The 19,680-nt window shown below is 72.5% G+C and carries 18 protein-coding genes and 1 pseudogene; 8 read left to right on the top strand and 11 right to left on the bottom strand.

Annotation, left to right across the window (positions count from 1 at the left end):
* Window positions 1-269: 269 nt before the first annotated feature.
* From ACZ4O3_RS30975 to ACZ4O3_RS30965, 3 genes are all read left to right on the top strand, one after another.
* Window positions 270-638 (top strand): peptidoglycan-binding domain-containing protein, encoded by a 369-nt coding sequence (locus tag ACZ4O3_RS30975; protein WP_362726146.1) that lies wholly within the window; start codon window positions 270-272, stop codon window positions 636-638.
* 174 nt (window positions 639-812) lie between these two features.
* The gene (locus ACZ4O3_RS30970; protein WP_362726144.1) at window positions 813-1,298 is read left to right on the top strand and encodes a cation:proton antiporter regulatory subunit; all 486 of its coding nucleotides are present in this window, start codon (window positions 813-815) and stop codon (window positions 1,296-1,298) included.
* 7 nt (window positions 1,299-1,305) lie between these two features.
* Entirely contained in the window at window positions 1,306-2,547 is a 1,242-nt protein-coding gene (locus tag ACZ4O3_RS30965; protein WP_362726141.1) for a cation:proton antiporter, read from the top strand.
* A 262-nt stretch (window positions 2,548-2,809) separates the two neighbouring features.
* Here ACZ4O3_RS30965 and ACZ4O3_RS30960 read toward each other — a convergent pair whose 3' ends face one another.
* Window positions 2,810-3,541, bottom strand: a complete 732-nt coding sequence (locus ACZ4O3_RS30960) for a TIGR03943 family putative permease subunit (protein WP_467725361.1) — start codon at window positions 3,539-3,541, stop codon at window positions 2,810-2,812.
* Window positions 3,538-4,581 (bottom strand): permease, encoded by a 1,044-nt coding sequence (locus ACZ4O3_RS30955; RefSeq protein ID WP_467725359.1) that lies wholly within the window; start codon window positions 4,579-4,581, stop codon window positions 3,538-3,540. Before ACZ4O3_RS30955 ends, ACZ4O3_RS30960 begins: the two co-directional genes overlap by 4 nt.
* A 171-nt stretch (window positions 4,582-4,752) precedes the next feature.
* On the opposite strand from ACZ4O3_RS30955, the gene ACZ4O3_RS30950 reads away from it, so the two are divergent.
* Window positions 4,753-6,630 carry an NAD-binding protein gene (locus ACZ4O3_RS30950; protein ID WP_467725507.1) on the top strand — a complete coding sequence of 626 codons (1,878 nt, stop codon included), beginning with the start codon at window positions 4,753-4,755 and terminating at the stop codon, window positions 6,628-6,630.
* 120 nt (window positions 6,631-6,750) lie between these two features.
* On the opposite strand, the gene ACZ4O3_RS30945 is transcribed toward ACZ4O3_RS30950, so the two are convergent.
* Window positions 6,751-8,559 (bottom strand): S9 family peptidase, encoded by a 1,809-nt coding sequence (locus tag ACZ4O3_RS30945; RefSeq protein ID WP_467725357.1) that lies wholly within the window; start codon window positions 8,557-8,559, stop codon window positions 6,751-6,753.
* 146 nt (window positions 8,560-8,705) lie between these two features.
* Between ACZ4O3_RS30945 and ACZ4O3_RS30940 the strand changes: the two genes are divergently transcribed.
* A complete protein-coding gene (locus tag ACZ4O3_RS30940) occupies window positions 8,706-9,500 on the top strand; it encodes an SURF1 family protein (protein WP_467725355.1) in 795 nt (264 codons plus the stop codon).
* A 37-nt stretch (window positions 9,501-9,537) separates the two neighbouring features.
* Here the strand turns inward: ACZ4O3_RS30940 and ACZ4O3_RS30935 are convergent, their stop codons facing one another.
* The 5 genes from ACZ4O3_RS30935 to ACZ4O3_RS30915 all read right to left on the bottom strand — a co-directional run bounded on the left by ACZ4O3_RS30935 (window position 9,538) and on the right by ACZ4O3_RS30915 (window position 14,945).
* Window positions 9,538-10,077 carry a GNAT family N-acetyltransferase gene (locus ACZ4O3_RS30935; RefSeq protein WP_362715513.1) on the bottom strand — a complete coding sequence of 180 codons (540 nt, stop codon included), beginning with the start codon at window positions 10,075-10,077 and terminating at the stop codon, window positions 9,538-9,540.
* An 88-nt stretch (window positions 10,078-10,165) separates the two neighbouring features.
* On the bottom strand, window positions 10,166-11,248 hold the full coding sequence (locus ACZ4O3_RS30930; protein ID WP_467725353.1) for a hypothetical protein: 1,083 nt from the start codon (window positions 11,246-11,248) through the stop codon (window positions 10,166-10,168).
* A gap of 212 nt (window positions 11,249-11,460) precedes the next feature.
* A complete protein-coding gene (locus tag ACZ4O3_RS30925; RefSeq protein WP_362715523.1) occupies window positions 11,461-12,036 on the bottom strand; it encodes a SigE family RNA polymerase sigma factor in 576 nt (191 codons plus the stop codon).
* A 561-nt stretch (window positions 12,037-12,597) separates the two neighbouring features.
* Window positions 12,598-13,677: an aspartate-semialdehyde dehydrogenase gene (locus ACZ4O3_RS30920; RefSeq protein WP_467725351.1), complete on the bottom strand. Its 1,080-nt coding sequence runs from the start codon at window positions 13,675-13,677 to the stop codon at window positions 12,598-12,600.
* The gene (locus ACZ4O3_RS30915) at window positions 13,674-14,945 is read right to left on the bottom strand and encodes an aspartate kinase (RefSeq protein ID WP_362715520.1); all 1,272 of its coding nucleotides are present in this window, start codon (window positions 14,943-14,945) and stop codon (window positions 13,674-13,676) included. The genes ACZ4O3_RS30920 and ACZ4O3_RS30915 overlap by 4 nt, the downstream gene beginning before the upstream one ends.
* A gap of 201 nt (window positions 14,946-15,146) precedes the next feature.
* Between ACZ4O3_RS30915 and ACZ4O3_RS30910 the strand changes: the two are divergent.
* Window positions 15,147-15,316, top strand: a pseudogene (locus tag ACZ4O3_RS30910) (sulfite exporter TauE/SafE family protein); the annotation flags it as partial.
* Window positions 15,317-15,459: 143 nt separating this feature from the next.
* On the opposite strand, the gene ACZ4O3_RS30905 reads toward ACZ4O3_RS30910, so the two are convergent.
* The 3 genes from ACZ4O3_RS30905 to ACZ4O3_RS30895 all read right to left on the bottom strand — a co-directional run bounded on the left by ACZ4O3_RS30905 (window position 15,460) and on the right by ACZ4O3_RS30895 (window position 17,181).
* Entirely contained in the window at window positions 15,460-16,119 is a 660-nt protein-coding gene (locus ACZ4O3_RS30905; RefSeq protein WP_362715504.1) for a DUF5063 domain-containing protein, read from the bottom strand.
* Window positions 16,112-16,711: a recombination mediator RecR gene (gene recR, locus ACZ4O3_RS30900; RefSeq protein WP_362715501.1), complete on the bottom strand. Its 600-nt coding sequence runs from the start codon at window positions 16,709-16,711 to the stop codon at window positions 16,112-16,114. Before recR ends, ACZ4O3_RS30905 begins: the two co-directional genes overlap by 8 nt.
* Window positions 16,712-16,818: 107 nt before the next feature.
* Window positions 16,819-17,181, bottom strand: a complete 363-nt coding sequence (locus tag ACZ4O3_RS30895; RefSeq protein ID WP_362715498.1) for a YbaB/EbfC family nucleoid-associated protein — start codon at window positions 17,179-17,181, stop codon at window positions 16,819-16,821.
* Window positions 17,182-17,459: 278 nt separating this feature from the next.
* Here ACZ4O3_RS30895 and ACZ4O3_RS30890 point away from each other — a divergent pair, with 278 nt between their 5' ends.
* Window positions 17,460-18,212 (top strand): SLATT domain-containing protein, encoded by a 753-nt coding sequence (locus ACZ4O3_RS30890; RefSeq protein ID WP_362715495.1) that lies wholly within the window; start codon window positions 17,460-17,462, stop codon window positions 18,210-18,212.
* Between the two features lie 167 nt (window positions 18,213-18,379).
* Entirely contained in the window at window positions 18,380-19,534 is a 1,155-nt protein-coding gene (locus ACZ4O3_RS30885; protein WP_362715492.1) for a Gfo/Idh/MocA family protein, read from the top strand.
* Window positions 19,535-19,680 lie beyond the last annotated feature (146 nt).

Genomic DNA, 19,680 nt, shown 5'->3' with positions numbered 1-19,680 from the left:
CCGGGCCGCTGGCGGCGCGGCGCGCTGGGCGCCGGTGGTCCTGCTGACCGGGGCGGGGCTGTCGATGCTGAAGGCGTCGTCCACCGTCGTCGTGCTCATCTGCCTGGGGACGGCCCTGCTCGGCGGAGATCGCCATGACCGCCGATCACGGCCGCACCGGCCAGATCGTTCCGCCGGAGGCCACCCCGCCTCCCGCGCCTCCGTGTCCGAGTCGCGGAGGTCGCCGCCCGCGCGCGACCATGGCATGAGTCGGCCTTGAAGGAGCGCGCATGCGACGGAACCGACTGCTCACCTCGGCCGCGGCACTGAGCGCGGCCGCCGCACTGGGCCTGGCGGTGCCGCACACCGCCGCGGCCGCCACCGGGCACGGCTGTTCCTACGTGTCGTCGGATTACCGGCCCATGCTCACCTACGGCGACACCGGGGCCGCGGTCCGGCAGGCACAGTGCCTCAGCAACGCCTGGGGCGGCGAACCTCCCCAGCTCGCCTCCGACGGGCTCTACGGCGACCGCATGCTGAAGAAGATCGAGTGGATCCAGGTCTGCCACGGCCTCCCGGAGAGCGGTGTGATCGAGGGCCGCACCTGGCAGGTCCTGTACCACCCGCTGCTGGACTGTCACGTGCCGTACCCGAGCTGACGGCACCTGTCCGCTGCCCTGCCCCTGCCCCTGCCCCTGTCCCCCGAATCGCCGGTCGCCCCGGCCTTCCCGCCCGAACCGACGGCCGGTGTCATCCGGTTCGGCCGTTAGGGTGTCGTTAAAGAAATCGCAAAGGGATCGCGGGACGAGACAGACGAGACAGGGGAGACAGCCTTGGGGGCTCCACGCCTGAGCAGGACGCCGTTGCCGGGAATCGGCGTGCGTTACGACCTCACCACACGGGAGCAGCGCAGGCTCTCCGTGGTCGCGCACCGGGACGGTTCGCGGATCGTGAGCGCCTACCACCAGGACGATCCCGACGCCTGCGCCCTGTCGGTGCGTTTGTCCTCGGGCGAGGCGGACGCGCTCATCGACGCGCTGATGCCGACGCACCACAGCCCGAATCTGCTCTCCACCACCGATCTGGGCCTGGTGGCCGAGCGGATCGAGCTGGGCGCGACGTCGTACTGGAACGGCAGGCTCCTCGGCGAGACCCGGATGCGCACGGAGACGGGGGTGTCCATCGTGGCCGTGCTGCGCCGCGCCGAGGCGGTCCCCTCCCCCGCGCCCGACTTCCGGCTCGCCGGCGGGGACACGCTCATCGTGATCGGCACCCACGAGGGCGTCGAAGCGGCCGCCTCCATACTCGGACGGGAGTGAGGCCGCCGTGCACGACTCCGCCGTCTTCCTGATCGAGTTCGGGGCGATCATCCTCGGCCTGGGGCTGCTCGGCCGCCTCGCCGGACGCTTCCAGTTCTCGCCCATCCCCCTCTACCTGCTGGCCGGGCTCGCCTTCGGCAACGGCGGGATCTACCCGCTGGGCACCAGCGAGGAGTTCGTCGCGATCGGCGCCGAGATCGGTGTCGTCCTGCTGCTGCTCATGCTCGGCCTGGAGTACACGGCCAGCGATCTCGTCTCCAACCTCAAGACCCAGTACCCGGCGGGCCTGGTCGACGCCGCGCTCAACGCGCTGCCGGGCGCCGCCATGGCCCTGCTGCTGGGCTGGGGCCCGGTGGCGGCCGTGGTGCTGGCCGGTGTCACCTGGATCTCCTCGTCCGGGGTCATCGCCAAGGTCCTCGGCGACCTGGGGCGGCTCGGCAACCGGGAGACCCCGGTGATCCTGAGCATCCTGGTCCTCGAGGACCTGTCCATGGCGGTCTACCTGCCGATCGTGACCGCGCTGCTCGCCGGGGCCGGCCTGGCCGCGGGCAGCCTCACGCTGGCGATCGCCCTCGGGGTGGCGGGAGTGGTGCTGGTGGTGGCGGTGCGCTACGGCAGGCACATCTCCCGGTTCGTCTCCAGCGACGACTCGGAGAAGCTGCTCCTCGTGGTGCTGGGCCTGACGCTGCTGGTCGCCGGAGTGGCGCAGCAGCTCCAGGTGTCCGCCGCGGTCGGCGCGTTCCTCGTCGGCATCGCGCTCTCCGGCGAGGTGGCGGAGGGCGCGCATCATCTGCTCGCACCCCTGCGGGACCTGTTCGCCGCCGTCTTCTTCGTCTTCTTCGGCCTGCACACCGACCCGGCGAGCATTCCGCCGGTGCTGCTGCCCGCCCTCGCCCTGGCGGTGGTCACCGCGCTGACGAAGATCGCCACCGGCTACTGGGCCGCGAAGCGCGCCGGAATCTCCGCCAGGGGCCGCTGGCGGGCCGGCGGCACGCTGGTCGCCCGCGGCGAGTTCTCCATCGTCATCGCGGGTCTCGCCGTCACCGCCGGCATCGAACCCTCGCTCGGCCCGCTGGCCACGGCCTACGTCCTGATCCTCGTCATCCTCGGCCCGCTCACCGCCCGCTGGACCGAACCCCTGGCCCGCCGCCTCACCCGAGCATCCGGGACGACGGAGCCCCTTCCGGCCGAGGGCACGATCCCCGTCCAGGCCACCGCGGAGGAACCGGACCCGGTCCGCCGGGCGTGACGGTACGCCGCCTCGACGGTGTCCCCGCCGAGGTGCTCTCGGTGTGCCGAGCACCGGCCCGGTGACGCCGGGTCTGGAAGCGGAGGCACTGGGCCGGTTCGGCCGGGGCGACCGTGACGGTCGGCTTGGCCTCGGCCGTGTGGTGGCAGACGCGGTAGAGGGCAGCGCCGGGTCGACGGGAGTACCGTCGGCGGCTGCCACCGTCGCCGCGAGCGTGGCCGTCAGCGCGGCCGCCGGCAGCAGGGCCCCGTCACGGGACAGGTCACTTGTTCCAGGTCTCGTCGTACGGGTCGGCCGGTGTCGGGACGGGCTTGGCCTCGGAGACCGTGAGGAACGGGACCGGGCCGCCGTTCACCGGGTCGCGGGTCCGCCGGGCGGTGTAGGTGCCCGTCACCTGGAGCCAGGCGTCCGGCTGCAGGACCGGGGGGATCCTGCCGGTCAGCGCCACCTTCACCGGCTGGGCGTCCGCCGCGCAGCAGTTGAGGGCCATGCGCACCAGGTAGGGGGTGCCGGCGCCGTCCACGGCCACGAAGCCGGAGATACGGACACGGTGGCCGTGGAGCGAACGTCCGTGGTCGTACACCGCCCGGCCCGCGTAGTCGACCAGGTTGAGCGGGATCGGGTCCCCGGCGGGCAACGTGTCGTAGCCGTACGGCTGTTGCAGGGCCGTGCCCGCGCGCAGCGCGCTGTAGGAGCCGAGCGCGGGCGGGGCGATGAGGATCAGGGCCAGCAGGGGGAGGACCAGCAGCCAGGAGATCCGGGGTTCGGGGTGGCTGTGGCCGGTGGCGGCGGAGGCGGAGGCGGTACGCCGGCGGCTGCGGCGCCACTCGTACCAGGCCGTCGCCAGGGCCGAGACGATCAGGACGGCGCCCGCCGCCAGCAGCAGCGGGCGCAGGCCCGCCTTCACGTAGCGCAGATACAGGTCGGTGGCGCCCGCGTGCAGCAGGGCCGCCCCGACCAGGAACATCATCGCCGCCTGGGCCTGCCGGTTCACAGCAGCACCGCCCCGGTCAGGACCGCGCCCGCGATCGCGGCGGCGAAGGTGGCCGGGGCGAAGCGCAGGGCGAAGCCACGGCCGAAGGTGCCCGCCTGCATCGCGAAGAGCTTGAGGTCGATCATCGGGCCGACGATCAGGAACGCCAGCTTCGCGGTGAGCGAGAACTGGGTGAGGGACGCGGCCACGAACGCGTCCGCCTCCGAGCAGATGGACAGGAGCACGGCCAGGACCGACAGGGCGAGGACGGCGATCACCGGGTTGGCGGCGGCCGTGCGCAGCCACTCCGCAGGGGCCACCGCCTTCAGCGTCGCCGCGGCCATCGCGCCGAGGACCAGGAAGCCGCCCGCGTGCACGGTGTCGTGGCGGACCGAGTCCCAGAACGCCTCCGCCCTGGTCTCGCCCTCGTGGTGGGCGTGGGCCGGCAGGCGCAGCCAGTCGGTACGGCCCAGGCGCTGCCACAGCCAGCCCATCCCGCACGCCACCAGCAGGCTGCCGGCGAACCGCGCCAGCACCATCTCGGGGTCGCGCGGGAACGCCACCGCCGTCGCCGTCAGCACGATCGGGTTGATCGCGGGGGCGGAGAGCAGGAAGGCGATGGCCGCGGCCGGGGTGACGCCCCGGCGGACCAGGGCACCGGCCACCGGCACGGACGCACACTCACAGCCCGGCAGAACCGCGCCGGCCAGCCCCGCGACCGGCACGGCCAGAGCGGGACGGCCGGGCAGGGCGCGGGCGAAGAAGGACGGGGGCACGAAGACCGCGATCGCCGCCGAGAGCAGCACACCGAGGACGAGGAAGGGGAGCGCCTGGACCACCACCGCCACGAACACCGTCATCCAGCTCTGCATCACCGGCGTCGACAGCGCGCCGCGCACCGGGCCCTGGAACACCACGACCAGGAGCAGCAGCAGGGTCAGGGCCAGGGGGGAGCTGAGATGCCAGCCTTCCTGGCCGGACGGGGTGCGGGTGCCGTCGGCGCCCGGGGCCCCGTCCTCGGGCGCGCCGCCGGGCGGGGCGGCTTTCTCGGTGATGGCCACGGGTCGGATACCTCCGGCACTTCGGTCAGATCCGGGATTGTGCTCCCTCCCCTTCCCTACGGGCGGTCAGGGGCGGCTGTTCACTTCGTTGCTGGAACCATGCGTCCCGTTGAGGCAGTCTTTTCCCTTGTGGCGAGCGTTCCGTATCAGGGTGGTGGCGCCCCGGCTCACATGGTGGTCTGCGGCGACGACGGGCTCGCGCACCGGCTGGCGGCCGAGTTGCGCGTGGTGTACGGCGAGCAGGTCGTCCTCGTCGTACCGCCGAACGTGCGGATCGCCAGGCCCCCGGTGGTCGGACGGGCCCGGGCCGCCTCGGCCGCGCTCCTGGACCGGGTGGTCAGCGCCGCCGTCGGACGGGCCAACGGGAACGGCGGCGGCGCGGGCGGCGGTACCGGGCAGACCGCCGGTGAAGGCCCGCGCGGGGAGCGGGTGCTGGAGGCCGTCGAGGCGACCGAGGCCGTGCTCGCCGAGGCGGGCGTGGAGCGGGCCGCCGCGCTCGCGCTGGTGTACGACGACGACGAGACCAACATCCGGGCCGCCCTCACCGCCCGACGGCTGAACCCCCGGCTGCGGCTGGTGCTGCGGCTGTACAACCGGCGGTTGGGCCAGCACATCGAGGAACTCCTGGACCAGGCGGCCGTGCTGGCGGTCGGTGACACAAACGGCGGTGCGGGCGACACGTCCACGACCGTGCTCTCCGACGCCGACACCGCCGCACCCGCGCTGGCCGCCACCGCGCTCGCCGGTACCGGCAAGGTCGTCCAGACCGACGGGCTGGTGCTGCGGGCGGTGGACCTGCCGCCGGGGGCCCTCGCCGGGCCGGACGCCGACCGGGGACTGTGCACGCTCGCGCTGTTCTCGGCGAACAACAACGGTCCCGAACCGGGCGAGAGCGCCGGGGAGCAGGGGCCGCGGCTGCTGCCCGACGACGCGGAGGTACGGGCCGCGGGCGAGCGTGGCGTGATGGTGCTGGAGCAGGTGTCCTCGTCCGCGTCCGCCGCGGCGGCGCAGGACCGGCGCCGGATCGGGTTCCTGCCGCTGCTCGCCTCGCTGTTCTCGCGGCGTCTGCGGTGGTCGCTGGCCGGGGTGGTCGGGTGTGTGGTGGCGCTCGCGGTCGCGCTGTCGGTGGTGACGGGTATCGATCCGGTACGGGCCTTCTACTACACGCTCCTCGATCTGTTCGCCATCGACGATCCCGCGATCGGGCAGTCGCTCGGGCGGCAGATCCTTCAACTGCTCTCCGGTCTGATGGGGTTGCTGCTCCTGCCGGTCCTGCTGGCCGCGGTCCTGGAGGCGCTCGGCACCTTCCGGACGGCATCCACGCTGCGCAAGCCGCCGCGGGGGCTGAGCGGGCACGTGGTGCTGCTCGGGCTGGGCAAGATCGGGACGCGGGTGCTGACGCGGCTGCGTGAGCTGCACGTGCCCGTGGTGTGCGTCGAGTCCGATCCCGAGGCCCGCGGGCTGGCGGTGGCACGGCGGCTGCGGGTGCCGGTGGTGCTGGGGGACGTCACCCAGGAGGGCGTCCTGGAGGCCGCCAAGATCCATCGTGCGCAGGCGCTGCTCGCGGTGACCAGTGCGGACACGACGAACCTGGAGGCCGTCCTGTACGCGCGGGCGGTACGGCCGGACCTGAAGGCCGTGCTGCGGCTGTACGACGACGACTTCGCGACGGCCGTGTACCGGACCCTGCGGGCCGCGCATCCGCGTGCGGTCACCCGGAGCCGCAGTGTGTCCTATCTGGCCGCGCCGTCCTTCGCGGGGGCGATGCTGGGCCGGCAGATCCTCGGGGCGATCCCGGTGGAGCGGAAGGTGCTGCTGGTGGCGGCGGTGGACGTGGGCGGGCATCCGCAGCTGGAGGGGCGGACCGTCGAGGGCGCGTTCCGGGCGGGGGCCTGGCGGGTGCTGGCGCTGGAGGGGCGGCCGGGGGTGGTGGCCCAGGACCATGTGCTGGAGAGCGGCGACCGGGTGGTGGTCGCGGTCACTCGGCGGGGGCTGGCGGAGTTGTCCGGGCGGGTGCCGCCCGCCCACCCGGCCGGCTCGCTCGGCTGAGAGCCGGCCGGGTGGGCGGGTGGGTGGGCGGGTCACGGTGATCTCGTTCCGTGCGCGTGCGTCGTCGCCGCACGGTTCCCCGCGCCCCTTAACGGGCGCCGGGTGAGGATCGGGGCCGGTTCAGTCCGTCGGTGTGGCTGCCGCGGGCGTGAGGTGGCTTTCCGCGAACTCCATCTCCAGTCTCAGCTGCTTGATCCGTTCGTCGACCACCAGGGAGCCGTGGCCCGCGTCGTAGCGGTAGACCTCGTGGGGGGCCGAGCGCGCCGCCAGCCGGGCGACGTAGTTGTCGATCTGGCGGATGGGGCAGCGGGGGTCGTTGACACCGGCCGAGATGTAGACCGGGGCCTTCACGTCGTCGACGTAGGTCAGCGGCGAACTCGCGGCGAAGCGGTCCGGGACCTCCTCCGGCGTGCCGCCCAGCAGCGTGCGGTCCATCGCCTTCAGTGACTCCATCTCGTCGTGGTACGCCGTGACGTAGTCCGCGACCGGGACGACCGCGATGCCCACCGCCCAGGACTCCGGCTGGGTGCCCAGGCCGAGCAGGGTCAGGTAGCCGCCCCAGGAGCCGCCGGTCAGGATCAGGCGGTCGGGGTCGGCCAGGCCGGACTCCACCGCCCACTGCCGGACCGCCGCGACGTCCTCCAGCTCGATCAGGCCCACCCGGTGCTTCAGCGCGTCCGTCCAGGCCCGGCCGTAGCCCGTGGAGCCCCGGTAGTTGATGCGGACCACCGCGTAGCCGTGATCCACCCAGGCCGCCGGGCCCGCCGCGAAGCTGTCGCTGTCGTGCCAGGTCGGACCGCCGTGCAGGTCGAAGACGGTCGGCAGCGGCCCCTTCGCTCCCGCCGGCTTCTGGATCAGCGCGTGGATACGGCCGCCGGGGCCCTCCACCCACGCGTCCGAGACCGGGACGGACGGGGGGCACCTCATGCCCGGCGGGTCCAGGACCACCTCACCCGTCGTCGAACGGACCACCGGCGGCTCGGCGGCGGAGGACCAGAGGTACTCGACGCTTCCGTCGGGTCGGGCCGTCGCCCCGGAGACCGAACCGGCCGGGGTCGGGATCCCGGTCAGCGCGTGCGTCGCCAGGTCGTAGCGGAACAGTTCGCTGCGGGCCTCGTGGCTGTGGGCGATCAGCAGCGCGCTGCCGTCCGGGAACCACTCCGCGCTCACGTCGCCCGGCAGGTCCAGGGTCAGGTCGGTCTGCTCGCCGGTGACGACGTCCCAGACCAGCGGCTCCCAACGGCCGCGCCGCTGATGGCCGATGAGCAGCCGCGGATCGCCTTCGACGGGGGCGAAGCCGAGCACCTCCAGGCCGAGTTCCTCCGCGCCGCCCCGGGTGTCGTCCAGTTCGGCGACCGGGGTGGCGTCCGGGCGGATCACGCGCAGCGCCGAGTGCATCGCGTCGCCGTGCTCGGTGTGCTCGATGGCGATCAGCGAGCCGTCGTGGGAGAGGTCGCCGACACCCGCCGACTCGGGGTGGCGGTAGATCTCCCTCGGCTCCTCCCCCACTTTGACCAGGTAGATCGTCGTACCCTCGTCGTCGGTGGAGCGGCCCACGACCGCCGTACTGCCGTCCCTGCCCAGCGCCAGGCCCGAGGGGTACGACGGCTCCAGGCCCGGGGTCGCCTCCTCGTCGGCGCCGCCGCCGAAGGGCTGGCGCCGCCAGACGCCGAACTCGTCGCCGTCCTTGTCGTCGAACCACCAGATCCACGCGCCGTCCGGGGAGAGCAGCCCGTCCGTCGTGCCGTTCGGCCGGTTCGTCGCCTGGCGCTGCTCTCCGCTCGCGCGGTCCCAGGCGTACAGCTCATACGTCCCCGTCGCGTTCGACACGAACAGGGAACGGTCGGGGGCGTCCTCCGCCCAGTCCGGCAGGGAGACCCGAGGGGCGCGGAAGCGCTTCTCCCAGTCCGGCATGTCGCTCTCACTCATGGCCGCAGTCATGGCCCCATAGTGCCCGCACCCGCCCACAACGCGCTGGCGGGCGGCCCCAGCCTGTGGACAACTTTGCGACCGGCCGCCCGCGTCGGGCCGACCCCGTTCCCAACCGAGGCAAAGCGCCCCGTACCGTGGACGGCGTGTACCGCTTCCTGCTGACACCCCGCTGGTGGGGCATCAACGTCTTCGTGCTGCTCGCCATCCCGTTCTGCATCTTCATGGGGTCCTGGCAGCTGAGCCGCTTCGAGTCACGGGTCGAGGCGCACCGCAGCGCCGACAAGCAGGTCGAGGACGCCCGGACGGAACCGGCCCGGCCACTGGCCGCCCTGCTCCCCGTCGACCAGTCGACCTCCGGCAAGCGGGCCACCGTCAGCGGCCGGTACGCCAAGCAGCTGCTGGTACCCGACCGGCAGCTCGACGGCAAGGACGGCTTCTACGTCCTGACCCTGCTGCGCACCGGCTCCGGGCAGGCCCTGCCCGTCGTCCGCGGCTGGCTGCCCGGCAGGGCCGACGCGGCCGAGGTGCCCGCTCCGCCGGCCGGCGAGGTCACCGTCACCGGCGCGTTGCAGGCCTCCGAGACGCCGGGGGACAACGGCGTCAGCAACCAGGGCGGGCTGCCGTCCGGGCAGACGGCGGCGATCAGCGCTGCCTCGCTGGTGAACCTGGTGCCGTACCGGGTGTACGACGCGTGGATCACGCTGGACAAGGCCGACTCGGGGATGACGCCCGTACCGGCGACCGCGCCGGACAACTCGGGGCTCGACCTGAAGGCGTTCCAGAACCTCGGCTACACCGGCGAGTGGTTCGTGTTCGCGGGCTTCACGGTGTTCATGTGGTTCCGGCTGCTGCGCCGCGAGGCGGAGTTCGCCAGGGACGCGGCGCTCGGCCTGGTACCGGACGAGGAGAGCCCGGACCGGCAGCCGACCGCCGCCTGACCCGGACACCGGCAGCGCCCGCCGGCCCTCGCGGGACTCAGCCGCCCGGGGAGACCGGGGACCGCATGCCGAGCCACTGTTCACAGCCCCAGGCCTCGAACCGCTCCACCTCGGTGAACCCCAGCCTCGCCGCGAGACGCATCGAACTCACGTTGGCACTCTGGGTGGTGAGCACCACCGGCTCGCCGGGAAGCACGCCGGCGAGCCAGCCCAGTGCCGCCTCGCACGCCTCCGCGGCGTACCCGAATCCCCACGCCCGCGGCGAGAACAGGTAGCCGAGATCGGCCTTTCCCGCGGCGGCCGGACGACGGTGACCCGTGGCCCTCCTGAGCAGGATGTGGCCGATCATCGCCCCGTCGAGATCGACGACGAAGCTCCCCGGCCACCGTTCGGGCGTCTCGGGCAGCTCCCGTTCGAGGTCGGCGCGCGGGCGGGGGCCGCCGAGGTAGGTGTGCACCTGCGGCGAGGCGAGCAGCTCGACGAAGGCCGCGCGGTCCCGGCTCCCGGGCTCACGGAGCACGAGACGCTCGGTCCTGATCGGTTCGGGCGGCCATGCGACAGATCCCAGATCGTCCATCCCGGCACGCTAACAGCGTGACCGGACGGCCGGACGGGATGCGTTCGGATCCGGCCGGACCCGCACCCCGCACCGCGCCTGCCGCCGGTCACACCGCCGGCAGGACCCCGGTCCAGTAGACCGTCCCGGCGCACGCGTTCGTCACCGTGGCGGAGCCGGTCGGGGACCCGGCCTCAGGGGTGTACGAGACCGCGACCCCGCCGTCGGCCGTACCGTCCTCGGTGAGCATCTGGGTGGTGACGCCCTCCGACCCGGAGGTGGTCGTACCGGTGGTGCTGCCGGGGTCCGTGGAGGGACTCGGGGAGGTCGTGGGGGTGCCGGTGTCGCCGGAGCCCCCGGTGCTGGAGCCGCTGGTCGGGCAGGTCGTCAGGGGGACGAAGCCGAACTTCTCGTCGTAGGCCGCGCCGGGTGCCAGGACCAGGCCGGTGAGCTCGGTGGACGGGTCGGGCAGCGCGGCCGCCGCGTCGCCCGAGGTGTGCCGGACGGCGCTGAGCTTGGTGGCGTCGGCCGCGCCCTGCGCGAGCAGGCCCACGCTGCCGGGGCCGCCGACGGTACAGCTGGTCTTCGAGACGTTCACGATCCGGAAGGTGCCGTAGACGACGCCGGTCGAGTCGGGGGCGTCGACGGTGGCGGTCGGGGTGCCGAGCTGGTCCGAGGTGCAGACCGGGGCCGTGGTGTCGGCGCTGGTCGAGGGGACGACCTTGGTGCCCCCGACGGTGCCGGCGCTCTGGTCCTTTCCGCCGTCCTTGGTGCCGCCGGGGTGCTGGTCGGTGCTCTGGCCGCCGCTGCCGCCCGCGGTGCCGGAGCCGCCGTCCGGGTTCTTGCCGCCGGCCGAACCACCCTGGGCCTGGGAGGCCTGGGCGGCCATGGAGGTGTTGGGGTCGGTGCCGCCGGAGTGGGAGACGTGCACGAGGGCGGGGATCGCGGTGCCGATGAACAGGGCCGCGGCCGCCATGCCGACGGCGGCCTGGCGCTTGCGGGCCCGGCGGGCCGGGACCGCGCGGTGCAGGTGGTCGAGGACGCCGTCACGCGGTGAGAGGTCGTCGACCGCGGAGTGCAGCATCCGTCGCAGGGCCAGTTCGTCCGGGCCGAGCCCGTCGTGGTCGGGGCCGAGCCCGTCGAAGCCCTGTCCGAGCTCCGTGGAGCCCTTGTCGTCGGGGCCGTGGTTCACAGTTCCGTTCCCAGCGTGCGATTGCGTGTGCTCTTGCTCGTGGTCCCGCGCCGAATCTCTCCGGCCGGCAGACCCGTGGCCCGTGGTCCGCTCCCCCGGACCGTGAGAACCGTGCGCCGCCGGACCGGGAGGTGGCGCACCGTGCCGTGTCGGCTCGTGCCAGGCGTAGGGCTCGTGGCGATCATGTGAGTCGCCTCCCTCGGGGCTGTCGGTCATGCGGCCGACTCCATCGCCACCCGTAGCGCCGCGATGCCGCGCGATCCGTAGGCCTTCACGGAGCCCAGCGAGATGCCGAGCGTCTCGGCGACCTGGGCCTCGGTCATGTCGGCGAAGTAGCGCAGCACGAGGACCTCGCGCTGGCGGCGCTGCAGGCCCTTCATCGCCTTGATCAGGTCGCGCCGCTCCAGCTGGTCGTAGGCGCCCTCCTCGGCGCTCGCCATGTCGGGCATCGGCTTGGAGAGGAGCTTGAGGCCGAGGATGCGGCGGCGCAGCGCGGAGCGGGAGAGGTTGACGACCGTCTGGCGCAGGTAGGCCAGGGTCTTCTCCGGGTCACGGACGCGTTTGCGGGCCGAGTGGACACGGATGAACGCCTCCTGGACGACGTCCTCGCAGGAGGCGGTGTCGTCGAGGAGGAGTGCGGCAAGGCCGAGCAGCGAACGGTAGTGCGCCCGGTAGGTCTCGGTGAGGTGGTCGACAGTGGTGCCGGCCGCCGCCGTCTCCTCGGCTCCGTCGCGCTGGCTGGGTATGCGGGTGGGCCGCGCTGCGGGCATGGGCGCGATCACCGGCATGCCGCCGGGCACGCGGGGGCGCAGACCCGCGCGGGGCGGCCGCAGGGCCGTCGCGCCGAGGGGCGCACTGAGTTCGAGTACCTCTGCCACGTCAGTTGGACACGCCTGACCCCGTCGGGGTTGTACGTGCCGGGCATCACTTTTGCGCCGGGCGCGCCGGGCGGGGTCGCGCCGGGCATGCCAGATCGGCCGGCCCGCGCGGTCGAGGCCGTTCTCCGCGCGTCCGGCACTACACCCGACGGTGCCTCACATGCCGTCATGCGTCCCGCTCTTCCCTTGTGTCCCATTTGAACGGGCGTCCCCACACCCAGATCACGGCGTCCCCACGCCAGGATCGTGCGCCCCCGGCCCGAGGGCCGACCGCGTAAGCGCTCCATAAGGGAGCGACGGCAAAGACGCTCCCCGCCGCCCGCGTGGTTGCGGAGGACGGGGAGGGAAATCTTCGAACGCCAAGGGGTCGCGGTTCAAGTGGTTTGGACCATGCTCATGGCCACATTTCTCACTCGAACCTCATGTGTGGGCTCGCTCCCACACAAGACGTTTACCGTGGTCACCGGCTGTTCACGCAAATTCCGCCGCGCCTGAACGGCCGGTCAGTTCCGCCTCCACCAGCTCGGCGATCTGCGCGGTGTTCAAAGCGGCGCCTTTGCGAAGGTTGTCCCCGCAGACGAAGAGTTCCAGCGCGGTCGGGTCGTCGAGCGCCCGCCGCACCCGCCCGACCCAGGTCGGATCGGTGCCCACCACGTCGGCGGGGGTCGGGAACTCCCCGGCGGCCGGATTGTCGAAGAGGACGACGCCCGGGGCGGTGTCCAGGATCTCCCGGGCGCCCTCGACGGTGACCTCTCCCTGGAAGCGGGCGTGCACGGTCAGGGAGTGCGTGGTGACGACCGGGACCCGGACGCAGGTCACCGCGACCGGCAGCCTGGGCAGCCCGAGGATCTTGCGGGACTCGTCCCGCACCTTCATCTCCTCCGACGACCAGCCGTCCTCACGCAGCGACCCGGCCCACGGAACGACGTTCAGCGCGACCGGCTCGGGAAAGGGCCCGGTGCTGTCCCCGACGGCCCGCCGCACGTCACCGGGCTTGGTGCCCAGCTCGGTGCCGGCGACCATCGACAGCTGGGCGCGCAGCGTCTCCACGCCGGCCCGCCCGGCCCCGCTGACCGCCTGGTACGACGACACCACCAGCTCGCGCAGCCCGAACTCGGCGTGCAGCGCGCCGAGGGCGACGATCATCGACAGGGTGGTGCAGTTGGGGTTGGCGACGATCCCGCGCGGCCTGCTGCGGGCGCAGTGCGCATTGACCTCGGGCACCACCAGGGGCACCTCGGGGTCCATCCGGAAGGCCCCGGAGTTGTCCACGACGACCACGCCCCGGGCGGCGGCCACCGGCGCCCAGCGCGCGGAGATCTCGTCGGGCACGTCGAACATCGCGACGTCGATCCCGTCGAAGGCCTCCTCCGACAGGGCGACGACCTCGACCTCCGCCCCGCGCACGGTCAGCTTGCGGCCGGCCGAGCGCGGGGAGGCGATCAGGCGGATCTCGCCCCAGACGTCCGCCCGCTGGGACAGGATCTGGAGCATGACCGTGCCGACGGCCCCGGTCGCCCCCACGACCGCGAGCGTCGGCTTGGCAGTCATCGGCCGGTGCCTCCGTAGACCACGGCCTCGTCGCTGTCGGAGTCGAGCCCGAAGGCGGTGTGCACGGCGCGCACGGCCTCCGGCACGTCGTCGGCGCGAGTGACGACCGAGATACGGATCTCGGAGGTGGAGATCAGCTCGATGTTCACGCCCGCGTCGGACAGCGCCTCGAAGAAGGAGGCCGTGACCCCGGGGTTGGTCTTCATACCCGCGCCGACCAGCGAGATCTTGCCGATCTGGTCGTCGTAGCGCAGCGAGTCGAAGCCGATGCCCGGCCGGTTGCGCTCCAGGGCGTCGATGGCCTTGCGGCCCTCGGTCTTCGGCAGCGTGAAGGAGATGTCCGTCAGGCCGGTGGCGGCGGCGGACACGTTCTGCACGACCATGTCGATGTTGACCTGGGCGTCGGCGATGGTCCGGAAGATGGCGGCGGCCTCACCCGGCTTGTCCGGCACACCGACGACCGTGATCTTGGCCTCGGAGGTGTCGTGCGCGACACCGGAGATGATGGCCTGCTCCACCTTCTTGTCCCCAATCGGCTGGCTGCTGACCCACGTGCCCTGAAGTCCGCTGAAGCTGGACCGGACGTGGATCGGGATGTTGTAACGGCGTGCGTACTCCACACAGCGGTGGAGCAGCACCTTGGAACCGGAGGCGGCGAGCTCCAGCATGTCCTCGAAGGAGATCCAGTCGATCTTCCGCGCCTTCGTCACCACGCGCGGGTCGGCGGTGAACACACCGTCGACGTCGGTGTAGATCTCGCAGACCTCGGCGTCGAGCGCGGCGGCCAGCGCCACGGCCGTGGTGTCGGACCCGCCGCGCCCCAGCGTGGTGATGTCCTTCTTGTCCGCGCTGACGCCCTGGAACCCGGCCACGATGGCGATGTTGCCCTCGTCCAGCGCCGTCCTGATCCGGCCCGGCGTGACGTCGATGATCCGGGCTTTGTTGTGCACCGAGTCGGTGATGACGCCTGCCTGGCTGCCGGTGAACGACTGGGCCTCGTGCCCCAGGTTTTTGATCGCCATGGCCAGCAGCGCCATGGAGATCCGCTCTCCGGCGGTCAGCAGCATGTCGAACTCACGCCCGGCAGGCATCGGGGACACCTGCTCGGCCAGATCGATCAGCTCGTCCGTCGTGTCGCCCATCGCGGAAACGACGACAACCACCTGGTTGCCGTTCTTCTTCGCTTCCACGATCCGCTTGGCGACGCGCTTGATGCCCTCGGCATCGGCAACGGAGGAACCTCCGTACTTCTGCACGACAAGGCCCACGTGCGCTCCTCGCTCGGTTTGTCTATGTCGGCTCAGTTTAACGAGCGGCCGAACTCCACCGGCCTGCTCCCGCATGGTGAGACGTCCTGGCGGGGTGTTCCGCCGCTCGCTTCCGGGACGGAACATGCCCAGCCCACGGCACACCACGCAGAAAGTGCGGTGGCTCACAGTGACGGCGACGGGGTAGGCAGGAGGTCCGCCATGCCGACGTCGATCCTTCTCCCGCTTCTCTCCGGGATCGTGCCGCTGGGCGCGAGTGTGCACAGTGGCTGACCGGCATGGGCTTCGCGCTGGTCGCCGTACCGGCCCCGGTGCCGCTGCTCGGTCCCGTCCAGGGGGTCGCCCTGGCCAACTGCGCGGCCGGTGCGGTCGGCGGCGGGCGTGGGCGGACCGCCGGTCTCCCCGCAGTGGGCGGCGGTGGTCGGCTCGATGGTGGCGGGCGGGGTGACGGCCATGACGAAGGGGCTGTGGCCGCGGTGGCCGGCCGGGCGTCGTGATGGGCCGGAGCCCCGGCTCACTTGGCCTTGAGGCCCAGCTGTCCGCCGATCTCCTCCTGCATGACCTGGCCCGCCTCGAACTCCAGGGTCTCGTCGCCCAAGGTCGCGTGGTCGGTGTCCAGACCGTCCAGCTCCGCCAGGGGCTGGTTGAGACGCACGTGGATGAGGATGGACTGGAGGGCGCGCAGGGTGGCGGACGCGGTCGGGCCCCAGTTGGAGAAGTAGGAGAACTGCCACCACCACAGCGCCTCCGTGGTGCGGCCGGCCCGGTAGTGGGCCATGCCGTGCCTCAGGTCGGTGATGACATCGGCCAGGTCGTCGGAGATACGGGCCGGTACGGGCGCCCTTCGGGGCTCGTACGGGTCGAAGACCTCGGAGTAGACGTCGATGGGCTCCAGCATCCGGGCGAAGTTCTCGCGCAGCTCGTCGACGTCCGGCTCGGGGCCCAGGTCCGGCTCGTAGCGCTCGTCGGGGACGATGTCCTCGTGCGCGCCGAGGCGGCCGCCGGCCAGCAGCAGCTGGGAGACCTCCAGGAGGAGGAAGGGGACCGCCGAGTCCGGCTCGTCGCCCTTGGCCACCTCCGTGACGGCCACCAGAAAACTCTCGACCTGGTCGGCGATCTGGACCGCGAAGTCGTCGGGGTCCGGGGCGGTCGCGTGCAGTGTGGCGTCAGACATCTAGGAGTCGTCTCCCCTCGAAGGCGCGGCCGAGGGTGACCTCGTCCGCGTATTCCAGGTCGCCGCCCACCGGGAGGCCGCTGGCCAGGCGGGTGACCTTCAGGCCCATGGGTTTGATCATGCGGGCGAGGTAGGTGGCGGTCGCCTCGCCCTCCAGGTTCGGGTCCGTCGCCAGGATGAGTTCGGTGACCGCGCCGTCGGCGAGCCGGGCGAGCAGCTCCCTTATCCGCAGGTCGTCGGGGCCGACGCCCTCGATCGGGCTGATCGCGCCGCCGAGCACGTGGTAGCGGCCGCGGAACTCGCGGGTGCGCTCGACGGCGACCACGTCCTTGGGCTCCTCCACCACGCAGATCACCGACGGGTCGCGGCGCGGGTCGCGGCAGATGTTGCACAGCTCCTCCTGCGCCACGTTGCCGCAGGTCGCGCAGAACCGGACCTTCGCCTTGACCTCCAGGAGGGCCTGGGCGAGCCGCCGTACGTCGGTCGGCTCCGCCTGCAGGATGTGGAAGGCGATCCGCTGCGCGCTCTTCGGACCGACGCCGGGCAGCCGCCCCAGCTCGTCGATGAGGTCCTGGACCACGCCTTCGTACAACGGACTGCCCTTCCTGGAGTCTTCCGGTACGTACCGTAGTTGGCCGCCGCCTGTCCTAGGAAGGCGGTGCGGGTGTCGCGTGGGCGACGAACATCAGAACGGCGAGATCAGAACGGCAGACCGGGGATGCCGCTGCCGCCGCCCAGACCCTGTGCCAGCGGGCCGAGCTTCTGCTGCTGGAGCGCCTGGGCGTTCGCGTTGGCCGCCTGGACGGCCGCGACGACCAGGTCGGCGAGGGTCTCGGCCGTGTCCTCGAGGGACGCGCCCTCCGGGTCCACCGCCTTCGGGTCGATCTTCAGCGTGCGCAGTTCGCCGGCGCCGGTCACGGTGGCCGTCACCAGGCCGCCGCCCGCCTGTCCGTCGACCTCCGTGTTCGCCAGCTCCTCCTGGGCCCGCGCCAGGTCCTCCTGCATCTTCTGGGCCTGCTGGAGCAGCTGCTGCATGTTGGGCTGGCCACCACCGGGGATCACGATCAGCTCCTGGGTCCGCGTGTTGGATCGGTTCTGCTCTGCTGTGGATGAGCCTACGTGGTCGACGCAGCCATCGCCCCGCCACTCTTTCGAGTGAGAATCCCGGGGGTCCTATACCTGATCAAGGCCCACTTCCGAGCGGAAAAGAGACGAAAGCAAGGCCTTCGCCACCCATTGGGCGGTAGGAAGGGTGCCCGTCGTCAGCATCCATTGTCACGTGCACCATGTCGATCCGATGTCACGGAACGTGACCGGTTGTGATCAGTAGGGAGTGCCGGGTGGGCCAGCCGGAGATGCAGCCCGAGGGACCGCCTCAGGACGGGTGGAGCGAGGGTGCGGCCGGACTGCGGCCGGGTGATCTGACCGGGCGGCCGTTCCCGCTCGGGGACTGGGGTGAACCGGCCGAGCGGCTCGACGAGCTGTACCGGTGGGTGGAGCGCGGGGCGCTGGGAACCGCCGAGTGGTACCTGTCGGACCGGGTGGGGAAGCGGCGGGGCGCGCGGGCGCTGCGGTGCGGGGCGGTCGTGGGCGCGGTGCTCGGCGCCGCGCTGCCGCTCCTCGACCTCACCGGGGTGATCGGCGGCGTCGCGCCCTGGGGGTATCTCGCGCTGCTGGTGGCGGTGGCGTGCGTCGGCGTCGACCGGTTCTTCGGGGTGACCTCCGGCTGGATGAGGGACATGGCGACCGCGCAGGCCGTGCAGCGGCGGCTCCAGGTGCTCCAGTTCGACTGGGCGTCGGAGAGCCTGCGGGAGGTGCTGGGACCGGCGGAGGGCACGGCGAGCGAGGCGGCCGAGCGGTGCCTGGCGGTGCTGCGGCGCTTCTCGGAGGACGTCACCGAGCTGGTCCGCACGGAGACGGCGGACTGGATGGTGGAGTTCCGGACCGGCCTGGCACCGCTCGGCATGCAGGCGACGGTGACGGCCGGACAGCGCACGGACGCGGGTCATCTGAACAGCCGTTTCCCGCTGCCGCCGGGCACGAACGGCACCCGTCCGAACATGCCCCGACAACGGCCACCGGAGCCGCGCTGAGTCCCGGCGGGTCCCGGGGTGTCCCAGCGGGTCTGCGCGGACCCCGGCGGGACTTCGAGCGTCCCGGCGCGTGGATTTGTCACGACGCCCTAATGTCTTGACATCGGTGGAAGCGGGCCCGCATCGTGAGCGGACAGTTGCACAACGGTCCGAAGAGGGGCAGCCACATGGTGCGTACGCTCGGCGTCGCCGTCGTCGGGTTCGGCTGGATGGGGCGGGTGCACACCCAGGCCTACCAGCGGGTCCCCCACCACTTCCCGCAGCTGGCCGTACGTCCCGAGCTGGTGACCGTCGCCGAGGAGGTGCCCGGCCGGGCGGAGGAGGCCGCCGGCCTGTTCGGGTTCGCGTCCACCACCCGGGACTGGCGTGAGGTCGCCGCCGATCCGCGGGTCCACGCCGTCAGCATCACCGCGCCGAACTTCCTGCACCGGGAGATCGGCGTCGCCATGGCCGAGGCCGGCAAGCACATCTGGATCGAGAAGCCGGTGGGTCTGACCGCCGAGGACGCCGGCGCGGTCGCCGACGCCGTCGCCAAGGCCGGCGTCCAGGGCACGGTCGGCTTCAACTACCGCAACGCGCCCGCCGTCGCGTACGCCCGTGACCTCGTCGCCTCCGGCGAGCTGGGCACCGTCACCCATGTCCGCATCCGCCTCCTCAGCGACTACGCGGCCCACCCCGACTCGGCCCTGACCTGGCGGTACGAGCGGGCCCGCGGCGGCACCGGGGTCCTCGGCGACCTCGCCTCGCACGGCGTCGACCTGGCCCGCTTCCTGCTCGGTGACATCACGGCGCTCGCCGCCGACACCGCCGTCTTCATCCCGGAGCGCGCCCGCCCCACCGGCGCCACCGCCGGCCACACCCTGGCCACCGGCGGCGCCCTCGGCCCGGTCGAGAACGAGGACTACGTCAGCTGCCTGCTGCGCTTCGCGTCCGGCGCCCGGGGTGTGCTGGAGGCCTGCCGGGTCTCGGTCGGCGAGCAGAACAACTACGGCTTCGAGGTGCACGGCACCCGCGGCGCCGTCTTCTGGGACTACCGGCGGATGGGTGAACTCGGCGTCAGCCGCGGCACCTCCTACCAGGACCAGCCCGTCAGCACGGTCCACGTCGGCCCGGGCCACGGCGAGTACGGCGCCTTCCAGCCCGGCGCGGCCAACGCCATGAGCTACGACGACCTCAAGGTCGTCGAGGCCCGCAACTTCCTGCGCTCCATAGCCGAGGACACCCCGTACGGCCCGACCCTGCCCGACGCCGTGCACAGCGCGACCGCCCTCGACGCGATGAGCCGCTCGGCCGCCCAGGGCACCTGGGTGAGCCTCGGCTGAACCCCCGCCGCTCAGGGGTGCCGCACCGGCCTCACCGGCAGAGCTTCATCCCCACCGGGGTGCAACAGGCCACGTGTGGCCGTGGGTGCGGCGTGAGGGGATGATTCGGACGTCCGGTCGAATGTCCGCCGAGCGTTCCGCCACCG

The sequence above is a fragment of the Streptomyces sp. NPDC026515 genome, from assembly GCF_055567595.1.
The sequence above is the reverse complement of the archived record's forward strand: the minus strand, read 5'-3'. Positions and strand labels throughout refer to the sequence as shown.

Excerpts from the sequence above, each read along its gene's own strand:
- ACZ4O3_RS30885 (WP_362715492.1), top strand. The coding sequence starts at position 18,380 with ATGGTGCGTACGCTCGGCGTCGCCGTCGTCGGGTTCGGCTGGATGGGG.
- ACZ4O3_RS30935 (WP_362715513.1), bottom strand. The coding sequence starts at position 10,077 with ATGGACGATCTGGGATCTGTCGCATGGCCGCCCGAACCGATCAGGACC.
- ACZ4O3_RS30925 (WP_362715523.1), bottom strand. The coding sequence starts at position 12,036 with ATGCCGGTGATCGCGCCCATGCCCGCAGCGCGGCCCACCCGCATACCC.
- ACZ4O3_RS30950 (WP_467725507.1), top strand. The coding sequence starts at position 4,753 with ATGGTGGTCTGCGGCGACGACGGGCTCGCGCACCGGCTGGCGGCCGAG.
- ACZ4O3_RS30975 (WP_362726146.1), top strand. The coding sequence starts at position 270 with ATGCGACGGAACCGACTGCTCACCTCGGCCGCGGCACTGAGCGCGGCC.
- ACZ4O3_RS30920 (WP_467725351.1), bottom strand. The coding sequence starts at position 13,677 with ATGACTGCCAAGCCGACGCTCGCGGTCGTGGGGGCGACCGGGGCCGTC.
- ACZ4O3_RS30905 (WP_362715504.1), bottom strand. The coding sequence starts at position 16,119 with ATGTCTGACGCCACACTGCACGCGACCGCCCCGGACCCCGACGACTTC.
- ACZ4O3_RS30945 (WP_467725357.1), bottom strand. The coding sequence starts at position 8,559 with ATGAGTGAGAGCGACATGCCGGACTGGGAGAAGCGCTTCCGCGCCCCT.